This window comes from Bacteroidota bacterium (assembly GCA_040388375.1).
In the GTDB taxonomy this organism is placed as follows: Bacteria; Bacteroidota; Bacteroidia; order UKL13-3; family UKL13-3; genus JAAFJM01.
Genome location: JAZKBU010000002.1, coordinates 95,646 through 120,420 on the forward strand (window position 1 = coordinate 95,646; position 24,775 = coordinate 120,420).

The window sequence follows — 24,775 nt, forward strand, 5'->3', positions numbered from 1 at the left end:
TGTTCTTTAAAATCCAAAAATCTCTTTCAACTTAGCTTCTAATGCTTCACCACGTAATTTAGTGGCTATAATTTTACCGTCTTTGTCAACTAAAACAGTATGAGGTATCGCTTCAAAATTATACGTTTTAAGCAATGGTGTACTCCACTGTAACAAATCACTTACATGGTACCATGTTAATTTATCCTGGTTAATGGCATTAATCCATTTTTCGCGGTTGTTATCCAAGCTCACACCCAATATTTCAAAACCTTTGTCTTTGTATTTATTGTACATAGCCACTACACGCGGATTGTCTTTGCGGCAAGGCGCACACCAGCTAGCCCAAAAATCAATCATTACTACTTTACCTCTTAGCTGGCTTAATGAAAACTCTTTTCCGTACGGATCGTTTAATTTTATTTCAGGAGCCATACTACCTGTTGCAGTAGCAGCCATACTCAATACCCTGTTGTGCAATACTGTTGCATATTTCGAGTTTTGAAATTTGGTAAATAACTTTTTATCAATGCCGTTCAAAAACTCATAATCAGCGTCTGGCATCATAAAGTTAGTAGCAAAAAACGGTACAACAGTATTCATTGATTCAATAGCCGTTCTCAATTGTCTTTCGTTATTTTTGGTAATGCTGTCAAACTCTCTTCTTATTTTATCTTGCTCACTTGCTGGAGGCATAGTGTTGCCATACATAGCACCATATTTTTTTTCCAATGCTGCCATCTCTCCGGTGCTTGCTGCATTAATAGCCAATAGCTTTTTCAAATCGCTGTTTTCAGGTGAATTTTTTACCGTGTATTCATCAATTTTCTCTGCATCAATATTTAGTTCAAAATTACTGTTACTGTCAACCATAGCCACAATATCGCCTTTAGGTAAACGAATAACACAAAAGGTTTTTTCTTTCACCGTGCCGTTTAACTCAAAAGTACCATCAGCTAATATAGCCGAGCTATCTAAGAACAATAAACCAGTATTGGTGATTTCCTGTATATTGATGCTGCCTTTGGCATTTTTAACCGAACCGGTAATAACAAAACCTTTTTTGCCTCCATTTGCTTCGGTAGTCATTGAGTTACCACAGGCAACAAAACTGCTTAATAGCAGTATAATAAATATATTTCTCATTGTACGTTTAATTATTGTTAACTAAACTGTTTACATTTAGTTTTTGTTTTTATTATTTAAGCTTTATCTAAAGATTCTTTCACCAGTTTACTTGCTATTTTAGGGTCAGCTTTGCCTTTGCTCAGCTTCATTACATCACCCATAAACATACCTACTAAACTTTGTTTACCTGCTTTGTATTCAGCAACCTTAGCGGGGTTAGCAGCTATGGCTTCATCAATCCATTTTTGCAATTCATCCGAATTACTTTCCTGGATTAAGTTCAACTCAATGGCAATATTCTCAGCTGTTTCATTCACCTTTTGAACCAACCCTGAAAACACTTTTTGAGCAGCACTGCTGCTTATTTTCCCACCATCAATCAAAGCAATAATTTCAGCTATTTGCGTAGGTTTTAAAACAAACTCACTAATGGTTACAGCTTGCTCATTTAAATACGATTTAATAGCACCCATTACCCAATTAGCTGCTGCTTTGGTATTGGTAGTATTCAATAAAATTTGCTCAAAGTAATGGGCAATTTCTTTATTCTCCGTCAATACATTGGCATCGTATTCCGTTAAACCCAGCTCTTTAGTGTACTTATCAAATAATGCTTTAGGCAATGCCGGCATTTGTTGTTTTACTTCATCAATAAAGGTTTGTGTAACACGCAAAGGTGGTAAATCCGGCTCAGGGAAATAACGGTAATCAGCTGCACCTTCTTTAGTACGTAAAGTAATAGTAATTCCTTTTTGCGCATCAAATGTGCGGGTTTCCTGCACTATAGTAGCACCTGCTTCTATGGCATCTATCTGGCGTTTTATTTCAAAATCAATAGCACGTTCTACGTTTTTAAACGAGTTCATGTTTTTAACCTCTACTTTGGTTCCAAATACTTTACTCCCCTTCAACATTACTGAAATATTGGCATCGCAACGCAAACTGCCTTCTTCCATATTACCATCGCATATATCAAGGTAACGAACCAGTTTTCTTATTTCTGTTAAATATTGGTAAGCCTCTTCACCTGTTTTTATATCAGGTTCCGTTACAATTTCTATCAACGGAACTCCAGCTCTGTTCAAATCAATTAAGGTATTGTAAACATCCTGGTCATGAATACTTTTACCCGAATCTTCTTCCATATGAATACGGGTAATACCAATTTGTTTAGGTTCCTGGTCTTTTAATTTTATTTCTACAAAACCACCTGTACAAATAGGTGTTTTGTCTTGTGTTATTTGATAACCTTTAGGTAAATCGGCATAAAAATAATTTTTACGCGCATAATATTGGTAACCGGCTATAGTACATCCAAGGGCTAAACCCATTTTTACAGCACATTTTACTACCTCTAAATTATGTTTAGGCAATGTACCCGGATGACCTAAACTAATAGGACTAACTTGGGTATTGGGCATTGCACCATATTCATATTCATCAGCGCAATACGCTTTACTTTTGGTAAGCATTTGTGCATGCACTTCTAACCCAATTACTGTTTCGTATTTATTGTAAATTGATTCGCTCATTTTTAGTGGGGCGAATTTAGGTTTTTAAAAACTAAAATGAAGTATGTTATTCAATTTATTTTAAACGGCTAGACAGGGCTTATAACTTACACGCTGTAAGCGCTTTTAGTCATTAATTAACCAATGGGTTTGGTAAACTTTTCCAGACTATTTTCTGGTAATAATTGAATTGGGTTATTGATAGAAACAAACACTGTTAAGCCACAATATTTAAAACAGCATGGCAAAATTCGTACTCGTAAGGCTGATTACTGGCAACTATAATGGTGCTTTTATCTTTCACCAAATCAATACATTGTTTATACCATTTCACACCTTCTTCGTCAAAGTTACTGCAAGGCTCATCAAGCAGTAAAAGGGCGGCCTCCGTGGCAAAAGCCAAAATTAATTTTACCCTTTGTTTCATTCCGCTGGAGAAATTTTTTATTTGCTTATGTTTATGTGGGGTAAGGTTAGCACTTTGTATCAAATCATCAATTACCACCTCGTGGCGCTTTATCCTGATACTAAAATAAAATCGCACCAGTTCATCCAACGTTAAATCTTCAGGTAAGTCAAGGTAAGGAGCGGCAAAAGCCATATTTTGCTGCTGGTGTTCGTCTATTATTTGATTGTTGATGGAATAGGCTATTTCACCACCCGAAAAAGTATTGTAATTAAACAATATTTGAATAAGGGTTGATTTACCGCTTCCGTTATGGCCAATAATGGCGTAGCTTTTATTGGCTTCAAAAGTATAATTGAGGTTTTTAAAAATCCAGGTAGCATTGAAACGTTTCGATAAATCTTTAACAACTATTTGCATCATAAAATGTTAAGGGTTGTTATTTTTAAACTGTTTAGCTATTTCGTCCAGCTCGTTGTACCAGGCTTCACCAAACTTACGGGTTAAGGCATTTTTTAAAAACTGGTAAACCGGCACCTGATGTTCCTTACCCAATGTACAGGCCGGTGCGCAAATATCCCAACTGTGGTAATTTAACGCTTCGTAGTTACCAACCTGGCTGATGCGTATAGGGTATAAATGACACGAAATAGGTTTATACAAACTGCTTTTCCCATTTTTATGCGCTTCTTCAATACCACATTTTAATATACCATTGGCATCGCGTAACGAAAAATTGCACTCACCCGTAGGTAAACAGGTTGTCACTAAATCGCCATCAGAATCGCGCTCCCAAAAACCACGTTCTGCTATGGCTTTAATGCCTGCTTCCGTTAAAAATGGTTTTATATTTTCTATTTCGCTGGCCAAGGTTTCTATTTCTTCTTCCGTAATAGGCGCTCCAAAATCACCCTCAACACAACAGGCACCTTTACAGGCTGTTAAGTTGCAAATAAAATTGCGCTCCAACACATCTTCCGAAACAATTGTATTATCTAATAAAATCATAAAACAAGGTTCAATAATACCATTTTTATGGCAATGTTATGACTGATATTTGTTTTTGATAAAGAACAAGCTACCTACTTTTTATTTAGCTTTGCCGTGTTAATAATTACACATGAAAAAGTTTTTTCTGATTTTATACCTAGCCCCTCTTTTTTCTTTAGCCCAAAATCTGCCCAAAATTGGTAACGATACTTTAATAGACGTAGCCTCATGGAATATTGAATGGTTTGGTGATACGGGTTACGGACCAACCGATGAAACTACCCAATTTAACAATGTAAAAGCCGTTTTAGAAAAAACCGATATTGATGTTTGGGGATTGGCTGAAATGAGTAATACTAGCTCGTTTACTTCTCTAACCAATGCTTTACCTAATTACAGTAGCGTAAATAGCAGTTTTAGCCAGACACAAAAAATGTGTTTGTTCTATAAAAAAAGCATGTTTAACTTTATCAATGCTGAGCATATTTTAAGCAGCAGCAATTACGATTTTGCAAGCCGCCCACCATTAATGGTTACTTTAGCTACCAAAGGCGATAGCACTTTACAGGTTGATACCCTATATTTTATTGTGATGCATTTAAAAGCCAATACAGGCACTACCAGCGAAAAACTGGAATCATATAACCGCAGAAAACGTGCGGTAGATGCATTAAAAGTTTTTATTGAAAGTACTTTAAACAACAAAAAGTACTTTATTCTAGGCGATTGGAATGACAGATTGGATTATAGCATTTACAACAACAGCGCTGTAACACCTTTTAAACAATTGCTCGATGCCAACTATAATTTTATAACCAAACCTTTATCAGATGCTGGTAAAAGAAGTTATGCAACAGGTGGTTTTATTGATCATATTTTACCTTCGCCACGTATGGATAGTTTTTATGTAAAACAAAGTGCAAGTGTTTATGATAATATTGGCTCTATCATAGCCAATTATAGTAATTCAACTTCTGACCACTACCCTATTTATGGCCGCTTTTTGTTCAACAAAAAACCATACATTAAACCTATTGATTCTATTCCAAACGATACCTTACCTACAGATACAGTACCACCTGTAGATACCACACACACAAGCGTAATAAACAAGTATTCAGTACCTGCCAGCGTAAGCGTTTACCCAAATCCGTTTACCTATAATTTACATATACAAGTTCCGGCTGAACACCTGCAAGCTACTTTCCAGTTGTTTAACCATTTAGGGCAACTGGTTAGTGAGGGTTTAGTTAACAAAACCTTGTTTACCATTGAAACCAGTAACCTTACAAATGGTATGTATTATGTTAAAATAAACAATACTTACACCAAAATGTACAAGGAGTAAAGCTCCTATAAAGTAACAAAACCAATCATAGTAATCAAAGTATCGTCCTTTATACTCTTCCCTTTTTTATTGTTAATGGCTTTATCATAATCACTCACCGATAATAGGTTTAAATTATTTACATTGGGTAAAGCATTATCCTCAACCGATTGTTGGTTTTGTGGTGTTTCATAACTAGCTGCTTGTTGCTTCGGTTTTTCATGCTTAACAGCACTCACCGTTTGTTTTAAATATACAGTATCATATATTTTTTCGGCTGGCAATAATTTCTCCAAATACACCGTATCTGTTTGTGCCAATAAACTTTTATTGTTTTGTCCCGTTTTAGTATGAAGATAGAAATAGCCCATTAAACCAAACAATAAAAAAGAAGCTGCTACTTTCCACAAAGCAACGGGCGTTTGCCACCACATAAAAGCATTGTGTTTTTGTTTTAACCGATGTAGCAATAATTCCTTTTGGGCATCATTGCTTGGTATTTGTTGTTCATTAAACACCAAGGCTTCACTCAACAAAACACCTTGGCGTAATTCATTGTATTCCTCTTCACTCAGGTATGCAAGCACTTTGACTTTTTCCTGTGTGGTTAATGCTTCAAAATCTTTTTGATTCACCAAATCAAAAATGGGTGATGGTATATTTTCCATACTAGTTATTGGTTATTTGATAATTTTTAAGTTGTTGTGCCATTTTCTTTAATAAGTAAAACAAGCACGATTTTACTGACCCCTCAGGTATTTGCGCAATAGCCGCAATTTCTTTAATACTTAGTTCCTGTTCAAAGCGCAATACAAAAACTACCTGTTCCTTACTGCTTAAATCTTTGTACAGCGTATTTATTTTTTGTTGAATAAATTTTACATCAATACTGTGTTTTAAATGGGTTATATGAACAGGTACATAATTTTCTGCCAGTAGTTTATCCCGATGCGTTTCATTGCGCATATTGGTTAAGCAGGCATTGTTTACAATGGTATAAATCCACGTAGAAAATTTCAATGTTGGGTTAAATGCTGCGGGCTTATCAATTATTTTAATAAAAGTATCCTGCACTATATCCTCCGCCTGTTCCTTACTGCCCACTAAACGCATGCTAAACCACAACAGCTTTTTATAATACCTGTTGTACAGTTCTTCAAACGCTGGCTCGCTACCACGCGCAAACACCAAACTCATTAATTGCTCATCAGTTTGGTGTTTATGCGCTTGTTTAAATATTTTAAACTCCACTACTATTTAAAGTGCTTTTTAATGGTCTCCTCCTCGTCACAGCCTTTAGCCAATACCAGAATTTTTCGTTTTATCCATTCCTGCTTTTGCAAATCGCCTGCTTCGTTATAGTGGTCATATAGTTTAAGCATAGGCACCACATAATTTTGGTTTACACACTTTACATAGTAAGCCGATATATCCCTGTAAAAAGTATTATCAATATAATCCAACGCATACTGTTGTTCAAAGTTTTTCTTTAACGCAGCCATGTTATCAATATTTTCGGTACTGTATTCGTAAGCCAAACCTGTTAAGTATAAATTCTCTTCAATTGATTCTGTATTTTTTTCAGAAGCTGTTGTCAAGGCCACATAAACAGGTGAATGGTTCGCATTGGCTGCAATATGTTTTATCAGATCAGCCTGGTGAGGATTCAAGTCATAAATGTTTTTTCCCGAATGTTTGGCAGTATCCCATTTAGCTACGTTTAACTCTTTAAAAATTTTATCGCGGTAAGTATCAATATTCAATAAATACAAATTCAATACCGTTACATCCCTCCTAATCCCTTGTGATTGTAATTGCCAGATTGGGTAAGTATCATTATCACCCACGGTTAAAAGAATAGCGTTTGGCTTTAAACCCATAATTACATTGTAGCTATAATTAAGCAATCCGGGCGAAGCCATATTTGATTCATACCATTTTTTAGCATACTTATCACGTAAAGGTATATCTCTACCCGTTTCACCCATGTTAATCATGTCAGAAACAATCTCAGGTCTGTTTTCGCCCAAAGCAGCGGCCTTTTTAAGATATGGCAAATACTGCAAATCATTTCCTCCTATCATCCATTTACACAAATTATACTCAAACGACTCAGGTATTACTTTACCCATATCCTCTACTATTTTTCTCTCTACCGTCCATTTCTCATTATACGGACGTTTATCGGTAGTATCTAAACGGGCTAAGTTGCGGGTGGCCCGGTAATAATTGTACCAGGCATAACCATTCTTGTTATCCTTTTTTATTTCTTTTTGCCACGCAGTTACCTGCTCGTTGTACCACGCCACAGGTTTTAATTCGGTAGCAAAACTATAAATAGGTTGAGGTTGTTGGGCAAAAGCAAACTGAGTAATAAAACAAAGGCTGCTTATAAAAGCTTTGATTTTTAAATTCATATTATTCATTATTTTGCTACTTATACGCTCGGATTTTATTTTGGTTCAAAAAAATAAAAATAACTTTTAGCCACATTATTTGCGCTATATTATTTTCATACCTTTGTTCCACTATACCTAAAAGTATTCTATATGACAAAAGCGTCTGAAACCAGACTTGCCATTTTAAAAAAAGCATTCGAACTCATTTATACCAGTGGCTACCAAACCACCAGTATTGACGATATTATAGCTACTACACAGGTAACCAAAGGAGCTTTTTATTACCATTTTAAAAACAAAGATGAAATGGGTTTAGCTGTTATCAATGAATTAATGGCTCCCACTATGCTTACGAATTTTATTGAGCCACTCCAAAAATCGGAAAACCCACTGAACGATATTTATACATTAATTAAAAAATTGTTGTTAGGTAATCCGTTTTTAAAAATGGAATATGGCTGTCCGGCAAGTAATCTTACACATGAAATGTCGCCCGTTAACAATGCATTTAATTTAATTCTGTCAGAACTGAGCAAACAATGGCAGGAAGCTCTGGAAGAGTGCCTTAACAAAGGCAAAAAAACTGGCCAGGTAAACAGCAGCGTAAATGTCAAACAAACGGCTTTTTTTATTATGTCGGGCTACTGGGGTATTCGTAACTTAGGTAAATTAGGCAACAATGCTGATTGCTATCAAACCTATTTAAAGGAGTTAAAAAAATATTTAAAAACGTGTGAATAATTTTTTTCGCCAAAAACATACCACTTAGTATGTTTTTGATATATTTGCCCCGCTTTATTTGTTTACTATGTACCAAATGCTCACCTTTTACCACTCATTAATCAGGTGGTTTGTATTGTTTAGTTTATTATATGCTATATATAGGGCATACAAAGGCTACAACCAAAAACTACCCTTTACCAAAACAGATAACAGCGTAAGACATTGGACTGCCACCATTGCACATACACAACTTACCATAGGTATTTTACTTTATATACAAAGTCCGATAAGTAAATACTTTTGGCAAAACACACGTCAGGCTTTTACCCATATTGACATTTACTTTTTTGCGCTGATACATGCTTTGCTTATGCTCATAGCCATTGTTTTTATTACCATTGGCTCTGCACTGAGTAAACGTAAAATCACCGATGCTGAAAAATTTAAAACAATGCTTATTTGGTTTCTGTATGCGCTGCTTATTATTTTTATAGCTATACCTTGGCCATTTTCGCCATTAGCCACCCGACCACTCTTACGATAAAAATGATACATCTTTTCAAAACAAAAATAGGACGACTGCGCATAATAGGTATGCTCGAAGGCATATCATTACTAACGCTATTTTTTATTGCAATGCCCATGAAATATATTTTCGATAATCCGGACGGTTCAAAACTAATCGGCCCTGTTCATGGGGCTTTATTCCTGCTGTTCATTATCAATACGCTGAGTGTTGGTGTGGAGCAAAACTGGAAAGCAAAAACAACTTGGAAAGTACTGCTTGCCTGTATTATTCCATTCGGCACTTTCTATATTGATAAAAAAATACTACGAACCATAAACACTAAACATACATGACAAAAACAATTATACTCATTACCAGTGTACTCGCCATTATTTATGCATCTTACAAAACCTACCAGATTATGTCATTGGATAAAGGTTTAGATAAAATGATAATAGAAGGGGCTGTTATTTTAGATGTACGCACTGAAACAGAATACAAAATGGGCCATATTGAAGGCGCTGTAAATATTCCTTTAAGCAAACTACATGCTGATAATATTCCTTTAGATAAAAGCAAAGTGATTATTACCTGTTGCTCACACGGCTTAAGAAGTGTAAAGGCCGTTAGCCTGCTCAAAGCAAATGGCTTTACCCAAGTATATAATGGTGGTGCATGGACCGACCTTCAAAAATGTATATCCACCCAAACACCTGATTAGCGATTAGCTTCAGTAAATTAATTTTCAAATTCTTTTTATTTATTTAATATTACAACAACATGAAAAACCAACAAGAGTTAGCCATACAATTAATAATTGATTCATGGAACAGCCACATAAAAAGGGCTACCAAGCTATTTGATAGTTTAAGCGATGAGGCTATACAAAACCACATAGCACCCAATAGAAATTCAGGAACCTATTTATTAGGCCATTTGGTTGCTGTACATGATGGCATGTTATCGTTAATGAATTTTGGCGATAAATTACACCCGGAATTAGAGCAATTATTTATTCGCAATCCCGATGGAGCAGCACTTGAAAAACCATCGATAGCGCAATTAAGAAGCTATTGGACAGAAGTGAATAATGTGCTTAACAATAAAATAAATGAGCAAACTACCGATGACTGGTTTAAAAAACACAGTGCTGTTTCGGAAGAAGATTTTGCAAAAGAACCACATAGAAACAAAATCAATATTTTGTTGACCCGAACCAACCACGCTGCTTACCATTTAGGCCAACTGGCATTGTTAAACAAATAATTTCACTAATCGTAATTAATAAAAGAATGAAGCCCTTGATTAAAAACCAAATCGCCTTACACCGATTACACAATCAGCAAATAGCGCTTCATTCTTTTCATACACCACAGGAAATTGTTGCACACTTAGGAGCAGTACAAGCACAAGATTACGAAATGGCTAAATGGGCCATTGGAGCTAGACTCCACAATAGCCACAACGATTTAATAGAGCAGGCTTTAAACACACATACCATATTTAGAACGCATATACTCCGCCCTACCTGGCATTTGGTGGCAGCCACCGATATTAAATGGATGCTTGCTTTAACAGCTCCACATGTACTAAAACTATTAAATCCCTCGCTAAAAAAAGTAGGCTTTGATGAGCATATATTGCAACGAATTATAAAAATAATTCAAAAAGTATTGGCTCAAAAAACAGCGCTAACCCGAACCGAAATAATTACTCAACTGGCATTACAAGGTATTAAAACAGATGAACTACATGCTTCACATATTATGATGTATGCCGAGCTAAAAGGTATTGTTTGTAATGGCCCTAAAAAGGATAAACAACAAACTTATTTATTGCTGGATGAATTGGTAACTAGTGATACATCATTGAACCGGGAAGAATCCTTGGGCAAATTAGCCAAGAGGTATTTTGTCAGCCACGGACCTGCCACTTTACAAGATTTTATCTGGTGGTCGGGTTTAGGGGTAAAAGATGCCCGACTTGGTTTGGAATCCATCAAGCATGAATTGTTATACGAAAAAATAGAAGAACAGGAATATTGGTTTGAAAGCCTACAAACTATTCCTACCAAACAAAAATCCCAAACTTATTTCCTACCCGCCTTCGACCAATATATAATAGGTTATAAGGACAGAACAGCTTCGTTACATCCCACACATTTTAGTAATGTAATAACAAACAATGGTATTTTTAAACCTTCCATAGTAAGGAATGGAGAAGTAATTGGTACTTGGAAAAGAACCATTAAAAAAGACCAGGTATTAATAGAACCTACTTTTTTTGATACCGCCAATCAACTTAACAGCAAGGAACTGAACAAGGCCACGCAATTGGTAGAAACATTTTTAAAGGCCCGCTAAAGCTTTGTCGTAAATAGCCTTTTTATTGTCGTATTCGTATTGTTTAAGATTGAAAGAATGATGCTATCATTGTAATGCACTAATCTTAGTAATACACAAATGGCTAAAAAAACTTCTAATAAACCAAATGATGTGGAACAAGTAGCCTTGTATATGGACGCTTTGGAACATCCGCTAAAGGCTGAGTTTGAAATCATGAGAAATATTATAAAAGCTGCCAACAACAAGCTACAGGAACGTATAAAATGGAATGCCCCCAGCTATTACTACCTACAGGATATAGTGACCTTTGGCCCACCCATGCGTAGTTTAGATAAAATATTGTTGGTATTTCACCATCCATCTGTAGTTAAAATCAAATCGGATTTATTAGAAGGTAATTACTCTGACAGACGCCTAATGTATTTAAGCAACAGTGCTGAAATTGAAAGCAACAAAACCGAACTAGCCCGTATTTTAAATTTGATAATCGCTGAAATTGATCAATCGCAAGCTTAACATGGAACGCAATAAAACCAATACTTTCGCCAATGTTGATGAGTACATTGCTTTACAAGCAGAACAGGCTCAATTGGTACTCACACATATAAGGCATGTAATTAAACAAACTATACCTGATGCGGAAGAAGTAATCAGTTACCAAATGCCTGCCTACAAATATTTTGGAATGGTTGTTTTTTTCGCAGCCTTTAAAAACCATTATAGTTTGTTTTTTGGGCCGCCTGTTTTAGTGGCTTTTAAAAGTAAAATTAAAGGGTTTGACCAAACCAAATCGGCTATAAAATTCCCTTTTTCCACACCTTTACCGGAAGCATTGGTGAAAGAAATGGTAAAATATGTCGCCCAGGAAAATAAGCAGAAAGCCTTGGCAAAAAAGGCTGCTAAAAGTAAAAAGAAGTAATTTTTACGGAAACTTAAGAGTGACTAGGCAATACCCTTAATACAACCTCCTCCACTTTGGAGCCGCTTGATTTTTGTATTACAAACTCAAAATTATCAATCACAATTTTTTCTCCCTTTTGCGGAATATCCTCATGGTTGGCAGTAATATACCCCCCCAGTGTATTGTACTCGCCTTCCGGAATACCTAAGCTGTATTTAGTATTTAGATGGTATATTTCTAAGCGGGCAGAAAACAAATACTCTGTTTCATTCATCACCTTTTCGGTTAATGTTTCGGTATCGTGTTCATCATCTATCTCGCCAAAAATTTCTTCCATTACATCTTCAATAGTAACAATACCTGCAGTACCGCCCAGTTCATTTACCACCAAAGCTATGCTTTTACGTGTTTTGCTGAATCGGTTTAGTATTTCCATTACAGGCGTAGTAGCGGGTACTATTTCTATAGGAATCAAAATTTCCTTAATGCTGTCAACCTTTTTAAATATTTCCTTTTGGTGTACATAACCTATAATATTATCCTGTGTACCACCATAAACCAATATTTTAGAAAGACCTGTTTGCACAAATTTATTATACAACTCTTCGGTGCTTTCCGTAATGTCTATTATCTCTAAATCAGTACGCGGAGTCATACAATCACGCACCCTTAAGTTAGAGAAATCGAGCGCATTTTTAAACATTTCAGTATCTACTTCAGCATCATCGTCTAGGTCGTTATCGCTTACCTGATTGATATACTGATCCAAATCAATCTTACTGAAAACAGGCGTGGTTTCAGTATATTGAATTTTCAACGTATAGTTTAATATAATTTTCGACAAGTAAATAATAACGTGTACTACCGGCCAGAATAAATAATAAAACAATAAAAACGGAATAGCCAAAACCTGTAAAACCAAATCAGGATTGATACGAAAAAGTACTTTAGGAATAAACTCAGCCGTAACCAGTACAATAAGCGTAGAGATAATGGTTTGTGAAAATAACAGTAAAAACTTATGCGTTAAAAAATAAGGCGAAATGCCCACCAATATAGGGTCGAGCACCTTAGCCATGTATATACCATATATTACAAGGCCAATATTATTACCAACAAGCGTGGTGCTTATAAACTTAGAAGGATTATTAACAAAATTAGAAAGAATGCTTGCCGTTAAATTGCCTTGCTTATTCTTAAGTTCAATTAATAATTTGTTTGAAGATATAAAAGCAATTTCGGTACCGGCAAAAAAAGCCGAAAACAATATGCTTGATATAATAATGAGTGAATAATTATCCATTTATTTAAAAATACAATATTAGTAAATGGATGGCTGCTTAGGTAAAAAAGTTTTAAATATTTTAGGAGGCTCAATTATACCTCAAATTTATACCCCACGCCTTTTACGGTGCCTAATAAATCTTCACCTACTTTTTCCCTTATTTTTCTAATGTGTACGTCTATTGTTCTGTCGCCAACTATTACATCATCGCCCCACACTTTTTCTAAAATGGTTTCGCGGGTAAATACTTTACCTGGTTTGCTTGCTAATAAATGCAGTAATTCAAACTCTTTGCGGGCTAACTGAATTTTTTCATTGCCTTTGTATACCAAAAAGGTTTCCCTGTCTATTATTAAATCCTTTACTTTTAGTTGTTCAGCATCGGCTACTACCGCCTCCGTTTGTCCTGAATCTTTTCTGCGTAAAATAGCAGCAATACGGGTTAACAACAATTTAGGTTTAATCGGTTTGGCTATATAATCGTCAGCACCGGCATCAAAACCTGCCAGTTCACTATACTCTTCGGCTCTGGCTGTTAAAAAAACAACGAATATTTTATTTAAAGCGGGGTTCGATTTAATCTGCTGGCAAGCCTGAATACCGTCCATTTGAGGCATCATCACATCCATTAGTATTAAATCGGGTTTTATTTTTTTGGTTTGCTCAATGGCTTCAATACCATTGTTTGCTAAAAATACCTCGTAGCCTTCCTTTTTTAAATTGTATTCAATAAATTCTTGAATGTCCTTCTCGTCATCAACTACAAGTATTTTGTATTGCTTTTTATCAACCATGATTGTGTAATTTATTGCACTTAAATTCTACTGCAATAGTAATAGGTTTAATGTTAGATTATTGTTAAGTTAATGCAAACTTATGTATTACAATAATACAAATATTATGAAATTATTACTTCATAATTATTTGCTTGTAATCTACTGCATAACCTGTAAATGAGCCAATGGCTCCTGATATATTTGATTTAACCGAACCGGGTGTAGCAAAAGGCCCTCCGTTATTATCGGCTCTGCCAAACGATTGCCAAAACGCAAACTCTTTTCGCCCAATATGTGATAGATATAAATTCAAAGTATCACCAGCGTTAAAAGGTCTGAAAAATTCATAGGGTCTTACACCACTGCTTATAAATTCATCATCGAAAGTACGGTAAAAACTGCAGGCACCCCAGCCAAACAAAAGAGAATCAGCACTTACATTTACAGCCAAACGATAATTGTCTCTTTCGGGACCTTCGTTAAACCAAAACTTCACAAACGATTTATCAGCCGTATCTCTCTCTTGTTTTTTCTCAATGGTATATTGGATACTATCTATTGTAACTACTTTAGGTATAAATGTCTTTCCTGTAATAATATTCGCCCCGTTGTTAATAGATATATCCAACTTATAAGCACGGTTTTCCTGTCCTGTTAATTGAATCGGGTTCATATACACACCGGAGAATGGCCCTAATATACTATCGAGCGCAGGTATTAGTTTCGTTATGGTATCAACCGAATATAACCTTATTCTATCAGCATCATTATAAACAGTATCGTTGCCAACTATGGTACCGGGTGTAATATATACCTCAGCATTTTTAACCCCGTTTAAGCTTAAATCAGGTTTAAAATAATCAATAGTAGTGCTGATAAATACGTAGTTCAGTAAAGGGAAACGGTTATTAATACTGGCTTCCACTACAAATTGTGGCGTACTGGGCGGTACATTTATATCAATTTCTTTTTCGCAGCAAAACCCGCCTATGGCTAAAAGTATGAATAGAAATATATGTTTTACGGCTTTCCGCATGAAATGAGCATGATTGTTTATGAAGGAACAATTTTAGTCAATTATTAGTACATTGTAAGGTAAAAATAATTTAACCAAGCGCTGCACCAAGTACTAATTCAAATACTTGTCAAGCCATTCAAAAAACACACGTTGCCATAACACACTGTTTTGAGGTTTGGTTACCCAATGGTTTTCGTCAGGGAAATATAAAAACCGACTAGGCACTCCTTTTAGTTGAGCGGCTGTAAAGGCTTCCATACCTTGCCCTAGCGGCACCCTAAAATCTTTTTCGTTATGAATAACCAATATGGGGGTATCCCAGTTTTTAACAAATTTATGGGGCGAAGCATCAAAATTATTGGGGCTTTCTGTCTGGCTCCAGTATGGACCTTTGCTATCGTGGTTGGCAAAAAACATTTCTTCGGTAGTGCCATACCAGCTTTCCATATTAAACATACCGCAATGGGCTATAAATGCTTTAAAGCGTTTGTTATGGTTACCAGCCAACCAATATACAGAAAACCCACCAAAGCTTGCTCCTACTGCACCTAACTTATCCTTGTTTACATATGTTTCTTTACTTAAATCATCAATAGCACTTAAATAATCGCGCATACACTGGCCACCATAATCGCCTGTAATCTGGTCGTTCCACTCACTGCCATAACCCGGCATACCACGTCTGTTTGGTGCTATAACTATATAACCGTTGGCCGCCATTAACTGAAAATTCCAGCGGTAACTAAAAAATTGGGTTAAGGCACTTTGCGGTCCGCCTTGGCAATACAATAAAGTTGGGTATTTTTTAGTCGCATCAAAATCCGGAGGATAAATAACCCAGCTTAACAGATCTTTGCCATCGCTTGTTTTTACCATGCGTTTTTCCACCTTACCCATTTTGGTATCGTTTAAAACACTTTGGTTGGCAAAAGTCAATTGGGTTTCTTTTTGTGTTTTCAACTCCAATGTATACAACTCGCTGGGTGTAGATATATCCATTCTGTTTATAACCAAATGGATATTGTTTCCTTCACCTACTATGCAAAATGCACCATAATCGTGCTCCGCACTGCTTATTTGTTTAATAGGATTGACTCCTTTTTTAGCAGCTAAATTGTACGCAAACAATTGTTTTGAACCGTGGTAAGGAGCCGTAAAATAAACGGCTTTACCATTAGCGGCTATTTGGTAGTTTTCAATGGTATAATCAAAATTGTTTTTATCAGTTAATACTCTAAGTGGTGCAATTGACATGCTTTTGTCCTTGCTATTCAGCAATAAATCCAAATCAAAACATATTAATCTGTTTAAATCACTTTCATCGCCTTCCCTTTCTACACTCAACCAATATATCTTTTTTCCATCAGCTGAAAACTGCGCATTCCTGTCATAACCTTGGTTCATTACCGATAAATTTAAGGTTTGTTGTGTGCTTAAATCGTATAAATACACATCACTATTGGTAGACACGGCCTCGGCTGTTCCTGTTAATTTACGGCTATTGTAAACCAGTTTGGTTCCATCAGGATGCCAGTTAAATTCATCATCGTCACCATGAGGTTGCAAAGGGCAATCAAACTTTTCATCCTTCATAATGTCTAAACCATCGCCTGCTATTTTGCCGTTGGTATAGGCTGCTATAAATAAATGGCTATAAGCATAATCGTGCCAGCTATCCCAATGGCGATAAAACAATCCGTCTATAATACGTGCATTACATTTATCCAAATCAGGGTAAACTTCTTTTACTTCTTTATCCAATTTTACATCGGCAGTAAAAGCTATATTATTCATTTTGGGCGAATATTTATAGCCGCTGATACCACCTTTTATAAAAGTAACCTGTGTTTTGTTACTTCCATCTATGCTCATTTCCCACAGTTGCGTTTCGCCACCTTTAGCACTTAAAAAACTTATTTTTTTACCATCGGGTGTATAACGCGCAGCAAATGCATTAATAGCTGAATCTGTTAATGTTTGTTTATTGCTACCATCTATTTGGATGGTGTAAATAAGCTGCGTGCTTTTATTGGTTTTAACACTGTAATGTCTTACGCCATATAAAACAGTTTTTCCATCGGGAGAAACCTGTGGGTCGCCCACTCTGCCTAATTGCCAAAGTTTTTCAATGGTTAAATTTTGTTGTGCTTTGGCTTTATTTGGAACAAGCATAATTGTTAAACTAAAAGCGTAAAAAATAATTGATTGTAGAATTGATTTCATGGTTTAAAAGCTACTGAAGTATAATTAGAATGATTAAACACCGCCATTGTTAATAGTTGCTAACTACTGTAAAAAGCAGTTAGCAACTACCCCAATATTTACCAAACGTATTGTGCTTTGTTCATTAATAAAGCTTCGCCTACTATAGTATCTGCACCTGTAGCTACATCAACCACTTTGGTTTCATATAATACACGGTTTTTCTCCGGGAAAATTTCTTTTACGGTTATTACAGCCTGGTAAGGCGTATCTACAAACATAGGTTTAAGGAAAGTATTATTTTGTTTCATATAAATATGTCCTTCGGCATAATACAACACGCCAAATATTTTGGTAAACACACTGGCACTAAAATGTCCGTGAATAATGTTGCGGCCAAACATACTGGCTTTACCTGCTGCCTCGTCAATATGAAGCGGGTTGGTATCGCCACTTATTTGAGCGTATAAATTAACTTGTTCTTGCGTGTATTGAATGTCGTGCGTAAATACATCGCCTACTTTTGGTGCTGCCATAGTTTTATATTTTGTTTTTAAAGGTTTGTTTTCTATTTATCCCGACTACGCTCGAATAACTGCCGTAATCTTTCATTAAACTTTACTTCACCAATTCATCATACTGAATTAATTAAGTAATAATCTACATCTTCTTACTTTGCAATAAAGTAATTAGCCAAATAAAAAGTAGTATTAAGTAGTATATGATAAAAATCAACTACTATGAATTGCAGCCACTGCAAAGCGATTAGAAAGGTTTAAAGTTTTGATAATAAACACACTGGTTGACTTTAAGGAACTTATATCTACTTTTGCGCCCGATTTAAAAAAGCAAAACACTATAAATCAACCCAAAGAGTAAAAAAATTACAATGATGGAAAATACAACAAAAAATCTGTTTGAAACTATGGCTGACATGCAAAAACAAGCTGTAGAAACAATGAGTAACGCTGCTAAAACTATGCAACAAACAATGGGCACTGGTGCTAACGTTAACATGGATTCTGATTATTTTAAAAAATGGTACGATAGCCAAATGGCTTGGTTCAATAAAGTAAATGGCGAAAGCAACAACATGCACAATGGCATGGAGTTTTTCACTAATTACATGAATAAACAAAACGAAATGGCAAAACAATGGTCAGAAATGAGCCAAAACATGATGCCAGGTGCTACTAATAATTTTGACATGAAAAACAACATGGATAACATGATGAACGTTTTTAATTCATGGAAAAATACAATGACTGACAGCTACAATGAAATGATGAAAAATTTCAACAATGGCGAAACTAAAAACAACTTTGCTGATATGTTTAACAATTCAGAAATGTACATGAAAACTTTTCAATTTTGGATGCCAATGATGAAAAGCTTAAATGATAAAACATTTACACCTGATATGTTCAAAAACATGTTCAATACAGAAGCTTACAAAGGCATGATGGATAAAATGTTTAACATGAATCCTGATATGATGAAAAACTTAATGGACAATCCAGCCATGGCAAGCATGAAAGAAAACATGACCAAAATGATGGATATGGGCAAAAGCAACTACGACAACATGAAAAACAGCATGGGTAATGCATTTAACTTTAACCCAATGATGGATAGCATGAACAGTAACTACAACCAAATGTATGCACAAATGCAAACAGCTATGGCTCCGTTAACTAAATTATTCGGTAGCAATGCCAATATGGTTAACATGGAAACTGCAAAAGAATTGGTTGACATGATGAATGCTTACAATACTAAAAACAACCAAATGCAATACATGATGTACACTACAGGCATGAAAGCAATGGATGAAGTAGCAGAAAACATGTATGCTAAAATTAAAAATGGCGAAGACGTAAAAGAATTTGCTGATGTATACAAAAACTGGTTAAACACCAACGATAAACACTTTGTAGCTTTGTTTGAAACTGATGAGTATTCAAAATTAATGGCAGAAGTAAGTGCATTACAATTAACATTAAAAGGTAAAATCGAAAAACAAATGGAAAAATCTTTCGAAAAATTACCTTTAATCAACCGCACTGAAATGAATGAGTTATACCAAACTATTCAAACATTAAAAAAACGTATCAGCACTTTAGAAAAAGAAAACAACAGTTTAACCAATGCTGCTGAAGCAACAGAAGAAGCTCCTAAAGCTACTGCTAAAAAAACAGCTAAAAACGCTTAATAATTTTAGGTTAATTATATAGTTAAAAATCCTCATCGACTTTAGTTGGTGGGGATTTTTTTATGCGTATGCGTGTAGTTTGAGCGTAGCCGAGAACTTATTATAACAATAATTGAATGCATTACATTTCGACTACGCTCAATGTACCCTACCTAACACAACAAAAAAGGCTGCTCCAAAAGAGCAGTCTTTTTTATTATATCACATAAAGCACATAGCGCCCATTGAGTGGAGCCGAGGTCGAAATGTGTTATATAATCTATACAATCGTTTTAGCCTTCGTTAAAGCATTTGCTAAGCCATTCAAATCATTACCACCTGCAGTAGCATAAAAAGGTTGGCCTCCGCCTCCACCTTTAATTTCTTTGGCGAGGTCTTTTACAATATTGCCTGCATGCAAGCCTTTTTCTTTGACTAGGTTATCACTCATAATAACGCTTAACATAGGTTTGCCATTTAACTCACAACCCAGCACACAGAACAAATTATCAATTTCGGTTTTTAACTGAAACGATAAGTTTTTCAATTGTTCAGCGCTTGGTACAGTTACAAGCTCAATTAAAGTATTTACCCCATTCGTGTTGTTTACTTTAGCTTTTAACTCCTCTTTTAAAACGCTTATTTTTTCATTTTCAAGTTGGTCTACCTTTTTAAGCATACCACCTTTTTCATGCAATAACTGCTCTACACTTTTAACAATATCGGTTGATTTTAACAACTCCGAAACGGCACGAACCTGGTTTTGCAAATTCATAATATAATCATCAGTAGTAATAGAAGTAATACCTTCTATCCTGCGTACACCGGCAGCTACTGCACTTTCGCTTGTAATTTTAAACATACCCAGTTGAGCCGCTGCTTTTACATGCGTACCACCACAAAGCTCAATAGAGTCAGGCCCAAACGAAATAACTCGAACACGGTCGCCATACTTTTCACCAAACAACATCATAGCTCCCATAGCTTCCGCATCGCGTATAGATACATTTCTTTTTTCATCCAAATGCAAATCCTGTCTGATCATCATATTCACCACATGCTCTACCGCTTCTATTTCAGCAACGGTCATAGCGGCAAAATGCGAAAAATCAAAACGTAAATATTTATCGTTTACCAACGAGCCTTTTTGTTGTACATGCGTACCCAATATTTGGCGCAATGATGAATGCAATAAATGGGTAGCTGTATGGTTATTTTCCGTCATCATACGCTGACCCATATTGATACCCGCACCATACGTTTTATACAGTGGTTTTTGGTCAGCAATATGAATAATCAGGTTATTTTCCTTCTTCGTATCCAGTATTTGAATACTCTGGTCAAATATTTTTTCATCGCGGTATTCCTGGTAAAATAAGTTACCCGTATCACCCACCTGTCCGCCACCTTCCGGGTAAAAAGGAGTACGGTTTAAAACAATTTGCCACTCCTCTTTTCCTTTGTTCATTACCTTGCGGTATTTACGCACACGCACCTCTTCTACATACATTTCATCGTAACCTACAAACTCGGTAGGTGAATTATTACCATCTACTATAACCCAATCGTCAGATGCTTGCAAAGTAGCCTTACGCGAACGATTTTTTTGTTCGTCCAATGCTTTTTCAAAACCCTCCACATCCACTTCAAATCCATTTTCCCTGGCAATCAATTGCGTTAAGTCCAACGGAAAACCATAGGTATCTGATAATTCAAAAGCATTTTCCCCACTAATATTTTTTTGAATTTTAATTACTTTACTAATTAATTCCGTTTCATCTTTAGTTTGAGAAAAATTGTCCGCTAATTCTTTTAGTTTACTAATTTTATTCTCATCCAAAGACTTGTAAATAATATTACTTGACAACCCCATTTTACCTAAGGTATCATTTGTATCAATTTCGTTTTGATTTGTTACCGAAATTAGTTCATTTAATTTATTAGCTTTTATAGATTCAACTATAATTTGAATAGTTTGATCAGGGAAAACAAATAAACCTTCCAAAATTTTTATTCCATTTTCCAAAGTTCTTAAAAAACTTTGCTCTTCTTCTTTAATCACCTTAGCCACAAAATCTTTTTGCGCAAACAATTCAGGAAATACATGCTGAAAGCTGTCAGCTATTAACAAAGTCAACTGGCACATAAAAGGTTCCTTAATGCCTAAAAACTGGTATTGGTAACGCACTGCCCTGCGCAATATTCTGCGTATTACATAACCAGCCCCATTGTTACTTGGCAATTGTCCGTCAGCAATGGCAAATGCAATAGCACGTATATGGTCAGCCATTACACGCATAGCTATGTCTTGTTTACTATCGCTAAATTTATATTCAATACCCGAATGCTTTTCAATAGCCTTAATAGTAGGCACAAATACATCCGTATCATAATTACTGGTTTTGCCATCAATGGCACGCACCAAACGCTCAAAGCCCATTCCTGTGTCTACGTGTTGCGCAGGTAATTTTTCCAAGCTACCATCGGCCTTGCGGTTAAATTCCATGAACACATTGTTCCATATTTCAATTACTTGCGGATGGTCGTTATTAACCAATGTAGCTCCATCCACCAGCTTACGTTCCGCATCAGGTCTTAAGTCAATATGTATTTCAGAGCAGGGGCCGCATGGGCCTGTATCGCCCATTTCCCAGAAATTATCTTTTTTATTGCCGTTTAAAATACGGTCCTTATCAATCCATTTTGCCCAGTTATCAAAAGCTTCCTGGTCAAAGGCCAAACCTTCCTTTTTATCACCTTCAAATACCGTTACATATAACCTGTCCTTAGGTAGCTTATATACATCTACCAATAACTCCCAGGCCCACTCAATAGCTTCCTTTTTAAAGTAATCGCCAAAGCTCCAGTTACCCAACATTTCAAACATGGTATGGTGATAGGTATCTACCCCTACTTCTTCTAAATCGTTATGCTTACCGCTTACACGCAAACATTTTTGCGTATCGACCACACGTTTGTATTTGGCGGGCTCATTGCCTAAAAAAATATCCTTAAACTGGTTCATACCCGCATTGGTAAACATCAATGTGGGATCGTTTTTTACTACAATGGGTGCAGAAGGAACTATGGTATGGCCCTTACTTGCAAAAAAATCTAAAAACTGTTTACGTATGTCTGCTGATGTCATGTGTATTATAAAATTCTATGCTACGAATGCTGAAAAATTGCTTTAAATTAATATTTTCGCCTCTTCAGTAATGAGCAATATTACACCAATTGGTTTTACTTTTTTGGTATCATATGGTTTGTTCACTAAAAAATTAGCGTGGCAAAGATAAAATACTTTTACAATCCCAATAAGCTAGACTTTGAAAAAGTTCGCACCAGTTTTACCACGGTAATTTGGCGTGTTTTTGGGTTTTTATCAGCCTCTATTGTTTCCGGAGCTATCATGGTATTAGCACTTTACAGTTTTATCGACTCCCCAAAAGAAAAAATACTCCAACGCGAAAACAAACAATACAAAGAACAATTGCGCAGAATACAGAACCGGATTAACGAATTAAGTGGCGTTTTAGGAGAGTTGCAGGAGCGCGATGCGCAAATTTACAGAACTATATTTGAGGCTGACCCTGTAAGCTTTAAACCGAAGCTAAACGAGAACGAAAAAAAATACAAACTGGCTGAGGGTTTTGACGATGCTGTATTGATTAATGATTTAAACAAAAAGGTAGAACAACTGAGCGCTTTGGCCGAAACTCAAGCCAAATCGTTTGACGAGCTAAAAAAACTGGCCGATAACAAAAGTGATTTCCTGGCTTCCATTCCAGCCATTCAACCCATAGCCAATAAAGATTTAAAACGTATCGCTTCCGGTTTTGGCTATAGAATACACCCTATTTACAAAACCACCAAATTCCATTCGGGTATTGATTTTACAGCTCCTACGCGTACCCCGGTATATGCCACAGGTAATGGTAAAATAAGCTTTGCCAAATACGAAGGACGCGGTTATGGCAACCATATTATTATAAACCATGGCTTTGGTTACCAAAGTTTATACGGGCATTTAAGCAGTATAGAAGTATATGAAGGGCAAAAAGTAAAACGTGGCGAGTTAATTGGCTACGTGGGTAATACGGGTACATCTACCGCTCCCCACCTACATTACGAAGTAGTAAAAGGAACCAAAAAAGTAAACCCCATTAATTACTTCTTTAATGATATAACCGAAGCAGATTACGAAGCTATCCGCGATATATCTGCCCGCCCTACTCAGTCGTTTGATTAATGGAGGTAAACATTAATTGCAGGCGAGGACGCCTGCAATGGCCTAATACACTTAACCATAATTACGATAAGCATGACCAAAACAATCATCCACATTTTCACAATAAGTCTTTTGTTTGCATGCGCCACAAGCGATAGCAATAAAAGCAATTCCAACAATCATTTTAAACAATTAGATACCAGTGTTAGCGTATCAGGTTATTGGTTAAGCGAGGATTATTACCAAAGCATCCAAAACTTTAAATCACCCAAAAAAGCACAGGACGGTTCAGCGTTTATTTTTATACCCAATAGAACCCTCCAACAAACAACCATGATTTATAATTTTCATGAAGGAGGCCCGCTTTTAAAAGTACTTAAAAACAACAAGCACTATGAATTATGGGAAGTAGTGGATGATAGCTTAACACAAAAACTATATATCATTGAAGAAATATCACCTACCCAAATAAAGCTGGGTAAAAAAGTATTTTATAAAATAAATATAGAAAAACACCATGACACCTATAAAATTTCAGAAGCCCTATTATTCAAAGGCAAGTATACAACTGCCGGGGGTAAAACAGTAGAGTTTAAAGCCAATGGGCAGCTACTCGGTTTAGACAACTTTACCTACTACGAACCCATTATAGATTACTTTGATGCAGGCATGCAAGTAGACCAGATTGGTCTGGGCAACTCGCCCGAAAAACTAACCGGGTATGGTTTTACATTTAACAGAGATACTTTATCATTATATAAACTTAATTGCTTAACCTTTGACAGCACGATGAACGATTGTGTGGAAGTAGGCTACGGACAGCTAGCCTACAAGCTTTGGAAAAAATAAACCCGT

The 24,775-nt window shown here is 35.9% G+C and carries 25 protein-coding genes; 12 read left to right on the top strand and 13 right to left on the bottom strand.

The window, feature by feature from the left end; all coding sequences use genetic code 11:
• Nucleotides 1–6: 6 nt before the first annotated feature.
• From V4538_02685 to V4538_02700, 4 genes are all read right to left on the bottom strand, one after another.
• A complete protein-coding gene (locus tag V4538_02685; GenBank protein ID MES2379919.1) occupies nucleotides 7–1,125 on the bottom strand; it encodes a TlpA disulfide reductase family protein in 1,119 nt (372 codons plus the stop codon).
• A 56-nt stretch (nucleotides 1,126–1,181) separates the two neighbouring features.
• Nucleotides 1,182–2,639 (bottom strand): Asp-tRNA(Asn)/Glu-tRNA(Gln) amidotransferase subunit GatB, encoded by a 1,458-nt coding sequence (gene gatB, locus V4538_02690; protein ID MES2379920.1) that lies wholly within the window; start codon nucleotides 2,637–2,639, stop codon nucleotides 1,182–1,184.
• A 196-nt stretch (nucleotides 2,640–2,835) separates the two neighbouring features.
• Nucleotides 2,836–3,447 (bottom strand): ABC transporter ATP-binding protein, encoded by a 612-nt coding sequence (locus V4538_02695; protein ID MES2379921.1) that lies wholly within the window; start codon nucleotides 3,445–3,447, stop codon nucleotides 2,836–2,838.
• A gap of 6 nt (nucleotides 3,448–3,453) precedes the next feature.
• Complete coding sequence (locus V4538_02700; protein MES2379922.1) at nucleotides 3,454–4,032, bottom strand: DUF3109 family protein; 579 nt, start codon at nucleotides 4,030–4,032, stop codon at nucleotides 3,454–3,456.
• Nucleotides 4,033–4,144: 112 nt separating this feature from the next.
• Here V4538_02700 and V4538_02705 point away from each other — a divergent pair, with 112 nt between their 5' ends.
• The gene (locus V4538_02705; protein ID MES2379923.1) at nucleotides 4,145–5,362 is read left to right on the top strand and encodes a T9SS type A sorting domain-containing protein; all 1,218 of its coding nucleotides are present in this window, start codon (nucleotides 4,145–4,147) and stop codon (nucleotides 5,360–5,362) included.
• Between the two features lie 5 nt (nucleotides 5,363–5,367).
• On the opposite strand, the gene V4538_02710 is transcribed toward V4538_02705, so the two are convergent.
• The 3 genes from V4538_02710 to V4538_02720 are packed head-to-tail and all read right to left on the bottom strand — an operon-like array spanning nucleotide 5,368 to nucleotide 7,758.
• Nucleotides 5,368–6,009 (bottom strand): hypothetical protein, encoded by a 642-nt coding sequence (locus V4538_02710; protein MES2379924.1) that lies wholly within the window; start codon nucleotides 6,007–6,009, stop codon nucleotides 5,368–5,370.
• A gap of 1 nt (nucleotide 6,010) precedes the next feature.
• Nucleotides 6,011–6,592 (bottom strand): RNA polymerase sigma factor, encoded by a 582-nt coding sequence (locus tag V4538_02715; protein MES2379925.1) that lies wholly within the window; start codon nucleotides 6,590–6,592, stop codon nucleotides 6,011–6,013.
• 2 nt (nucleotides 6,593–6,594) lie between these two features.
• On the bottom strand, nucleotides 6,595–7,758 hold the full coding sequence (locus V4538_02720; protein MES2379926.1) for a hypothetical protein: 1,164 nt from the start codon (nucleotides 7,756–7,758) through the stop codon (nucleotides 6,595–6,597).
• 132 nt (nucleotides 7,759–7,890) lie between these two features.
• Between V4538_02720 and V4538_02725 the strand changes: the two genes are divergently transcribed.
• From V4538_02725 to V4538_02760, 8 genes are all read left to right on the top strand, one after another.
• Nucleotides 7,891–8,481 (top strand): TetR/AcrR family transcriptional regulator, encoded by a 591-nt coding sequence (locus V4538_02725; GenBank protein ID MES2379927.1) that lies wholly within the window; start codon nucleotides 7,891–7,893, stop codon nucleotides 8,479–8,481.
• Nucleotides 8,482–8,548: 67 nt separating this feature from the next.
• Nucleotides 8,549–9,007 carry a hypothetical protein gene (locus tag V4538_02730; protein MES2379928.1) on the top strand — a complete coding sequence of 153 codons (459 nt, stop codon included), beginning with the start codon at nucleotides 8,549–8,551 and terminating at the stop codon, nucleotides 9,005–9,007.
• A gap of 2 nt (nucleotides 9,008–9,009) precedes the next feature.
• The gene (locus V4538_02735; protein ID MES2379929.1) at nucleotides 9,010–9,324 is read left to right on the top strand and encodes a DUF3817 domain-containing protein; all 315 of its coding nucleotides are present in this window, start codon (nucleotides 9,010–9,012) and stop codon (nucleotides 9,322–9,324) included.
• On the top strand, nucleotides 9,321–9,692 hold the full coding sequence (locus V4538_02740; protein ID MES2379930.1) for a rhodanese-like domain-containing protein: 372 nt from the start codon (nucleotides 9,321–9,323) through the stop codon (nucleotides 9,690–9,692). The genes V4538_02735 and V4538_02740 overlap by 4 nt, the downstream gene beginning before the upstream one ends.
• 59 nt (nucleotides 9,693–9,751) lie before the next feature.
• Complete coding sequence (locus tag V4538_02745; protein ID MES2379931.1) at nucleotides 9,752–10,237, top strand: DinB family protein; 486 nt, start codon at nucleotides 9,752–9,754, stop codon at nucleotides 10,235–10,237.
• Between the two features lie 26 nt (nucleotides 10,238–10,263).
• Nucleotides 10,264–11,334, top strand: coding sequence for a winged helix DNA-binding domain-containing protein (locus V4538_02750; protein ID MES2379932.1), 1,071 nt, complete (start codon nucleotides 10,264–10,266; stop codon nucleotides 11,332–11,334).
• A 99-nt stretch (nucleotides 11,335–11,433) separates the two neighbouring features.
• Nucleotides 11,434–11,832: a DUF1801 domain-containing protein gene (locus V4538_02755; GenBank protein MES2379933.1), complete on the top strand. Its 399-nt coding sequence runs from the start codon at nucleotides 11,434–11,436 to the stop codon at nucleotides 11,830–11,832.
• A 1-nt stretch (nucleotide 11,833) separates the two neighbouring features.
• Complete coding sequence (locus V4538_02760; GenBank protein ID MES2379934.1) at nucleotides 11,834–12,235, top strand: DUF1801 domain-containing protein; 402 nt, start codon at nucleotides 11,834–11,836, stop codon at nucleotides 12,233–12,235.
• Nucleotides 12,236–12,248: 13 nt separating this feature from the next.
• Here the strand turns inward: V4538_02760 and V4538_02765 are convergent, their stop codons facing one another.
• The 5 genes from V4538_02765 to V4538_02785 all read right to left on the bottom strand — a co-directional run bounded on the left by V4538_02765 (nucleotide 12,249) and on the right by V4538_02785 (nucleotide 18,034).
• Nucleotides 12,249–13,520 carry a hemolysin family protein gene (locus V4538_02765; GenBank protein ID MES2379935.1) on the bottom strand — a complete coding sequence of 424 codons (1,272 nt, stop codon included), beginning with the start codon at nucleotides 13,518–13,520 and terminating at the stop codon, nucleotides 12,249–12,251.
• A gap of 74 nt (nucleotides 13,521–13,594) precedes the next feature.
• Entirely contained in the window at nucleotides 13,595–14,296 is a 702-nt protein-coding gene (locus tag V4538_02770) for a response regulator transcription factor (GenBank protein ID MES2379936.1), read from the bottom strand.
• Between the two features lie 115 nt (nucleotides 14,297–14,411).
• Nucleotides 14,412–15,314: a DUF4249 family protein gene (locus V4538_02775; protein MES2379937.1), complete on the bottom strand. Its 903-nt coding sequence runs from the start codon at nucleotides 15,312–15,314 to the stop codon at nucleotides 14,412–14,414.
• A 93-nt stretch (nucleotides 15,315–15,407) separates the two neighbouring features.
• Nucleotides 15,408–17,519 carry a S9 family peptidase gene (locus V4538_02780; GenBank protein MES2379938.1) on the bottom strand — a complete coding sequence of 704 codons (2,112 nt, stop codon included), beginning with the start codon at nucleotides 17,517–17,519 and terminating at the stop codon, nucleotides 15,408–15,410.
• A 98-nt stretch (nucleotides 17,520–17,617) separates the two neighbouring features.
• On the bottom strand, nucleotides 17,618–18,034 hold the full coding sequence (locus tag V4538_02785; protein ID MES2379939.1) for a MaoC family dehydratase: 417 nt from the start codon (nucleotides 18,032–18,034) through the stop codon (nucleotides 17,618–17,620).
• Between the two features lie 353 nt (nucleotides 18,035–18,387).
• On the opposite strand from V4538_02785, the gene V4538_02790 reads away from it, so the two are divergent.
• Nucleotides 18,388–19,710, top strand: a complete 1,323-nt coding sequence (locus V4538_02790; GenBank protein MES2379940.1) for a poly(R)-hydroxyalkanoic acid synthase subunit PhaE — start codon at nucleotides 18,388–18,390, stop codon at nucleotides 19,708–19,710.
• A 259-nt stretch (nucleotides 19,711–19,969) separates the two neighbouring features.
• Here V4538_02790 and alaS read toward each other — a convergent pair whose 3' ends face one another.
• Nucleotides 19,970–22,837 carry an alanine--tRNA ligase gene (gene alaS / locus V4538_02795; GenBank protein ID MES2379941.1) on the bottom strand — a complete coding sequence of 956 codons (2,868 nt, stop codon included), beginning with the start codon at nucleotides 22,835–22,837 and terminating at the stop codon, nucleotides 19,970–19,972.
• Nucleotides 22,838–22,975: 138 nt separating this feature from the next.
• Here alaS and V4538_02800 point away from each other — a divergent pair, with 138 nt between their 5' ends.
• Together V4538_02800 and V4538_02805 are read left to right on the top strand one after the other, a co-directional pair.
• A complete protein-coding gene (locus V4538_02800; protein ID MES2379942.1) occupies nucleotides 22,976–23,941 on the top strand; it encodes a M23 family metallopeptidase in 966 nt (321 codons plus the stop codon).
• A 72-nt stretch (nucleotides 23,942–24,013) separates the two neighbouring features.
• A complete protein-coding gene (locus V4538_02805; GenBank protein MES2379943.1) occupies nucleotides 24,014–24,769 on the top strand; it encodes a hypothetical protein in 756 nt (251 codons plus the stop codon).
• Nucleotides 24,770–24,775 lie beyond the last annotated feature (6 nt).

Excerpts from the sequence above, each read along its gene's own strand:
- V4538_02685 (MES2379919.1), bottom strand. The coding sequence starts at position 1,125 with ATGAGAAATATATTTATTATACTGCTATTAAGCAGTTTTGTTGCCTGT.
- gatB (MES2379920.1), bottom strand. The coding sequence starts at position 2,639 with ATGAGCGAATCAATTTACAATAAATACGAAACAGTAATTGGGTTAGAA.
- V4538_02695 (MES2379921.1), bottom strand. The coding sequence starts at position 3,447 with ATGATGCAAATAGTTGTTAAAGATTTATCGAAACGTTTCAATGCTACC.
- V4538_02700 (MES2379922.1), bottom strand. The coding sequence starts at position 4,032 with ATGATTTTATTAGATAATACAATTGTTTCGGAAGATGTGTTGGAGCGC.
- V4538_02705 (MES2379923.1), top strand. The coding sequence starts at position 4,145 with ATGAAAAAGTTTTTTCTGATTTTATACCTAGCCCCTCTTTTTTCTTTA.
- V4538_02710 (MES2379924.1), bottom strand. The coding sequence starts at position 6,009 with ATGGAAAATATACCATCACCCATTTTTGATTTGGTGAATCAAAAAGAT.
- V4538_02720 (MES2379926.1), bottom strand. The coding sequence starts at position 7,758 with ATGAATTTAAAAATCAAAGCTTTTATAAGCAGCCTTTGTTTTATTACT.
- V4538_02725 (MES2379927.1), top strand. The coding sequence starts at position 7,891 with ATGACAAAAGCGTCTGAAACCAGACTTGCCATTTTAAAAAAAGCATTC.
- V4538_02730 (MES2379928.1), top strand. The coding sequence starts at position 8,549 with ATGTACCAAATGCTCACCTTTTACCACTCATTAATCAGGTGGTTTGTA.
- V4538_02735 (MES2379929.1), top strand. The coding sequence starts at position 9,010 with ATGATACATCTTTTCAAAACAAAAATAGGACGACTGCGCATAATAGGT.
- V4538_02740 (MES2379930.1), top strand. The coding sequence starts at position 9,321 with ATGACAAAAACAATTATACTCATTACCAGTGTACTCGCCATTATTTAT.
- V4538_02745 (MES2379931.1), top strand. The coding sequence starts at position 9,752 with ATGAAAAACCAACAAGAGTTAGCCATACAATTAATAATTGATTCATGG.
- V4538_02750 (MES2379932.1), top strand. The coding sequence starts at position 10,264 with ATGAAGCCCTTGATTAAAAACCAAATCGCCTTACACCGATTACACAAT.
- V4538_02755 (MES2379933.1), top strand. The coding sequence starts at position 11,434 with ATGGCTAAAAAAACTTCTAATAAACCAAATGATGTGGAACAAGTAGCC.
- V4538_02760 (MES2379934.1), top strand. The coding sequence starts at position 11,834 with ATGGAACGCAATAAAACCAATACTTTCGCCAATGTTGATGAGTACATT.
- V4538_02765 (MES2379935.1), bottom strand. The coding sequence starts at position 13,520 with ATGGATAATTATTCACTCATTATTATATCAAGCATATTGTTTTCGGCT.
- V4538_02770 (MES2379936.1), bottom strand. The coding sequence starts at position 14,296 with ATGGTTGATAAAAAGCAATACAAAATACTTGTAGTTGATGACGAGAAG.
- V4538_02775 (MES2379937.1), bottom strand. The coding sequence starts at position 15,314 with ATGCGGAAAGCCGTAAAACATATATTTCTATTCATACTTTTAGCCATA.
- V4538_02780 (MES2379938.1), bottom strand. The coding sequence starts at position 17,519 with ATGAAATCAATTCTACAATCAATTATTTTTTACGCTTTTAGTTTAACA.
- V4538_02785 (MES2379939.1), bottom strand. The coding sequence starts at position 18,034 with ATGGCAGCACCAAAAGTAGGCGATGTATTTACGCACGACATTCAATAC.
- V4538_02790 (MES2379940.1), top strand. The coding sequence starts at position 18,388 with ATGATGGAAAATACAACAAAAAATCTGTTTGAAACTATGGCTGACATG.
- alaS (MES2379941.1), bottom strand. The coding sequence starts at position 22,837 with ATGACATCAGCAGACATACGTAAACAGTTTTTAGATTTTTTTGCAAGT.
- V4538_02805 (MES2379943.1), top strand. The coding sequence starts at position 24,014 with ATGACCAAAACAATCATCCACATTTTCACAATAAGTCTTTTGTTTGCA.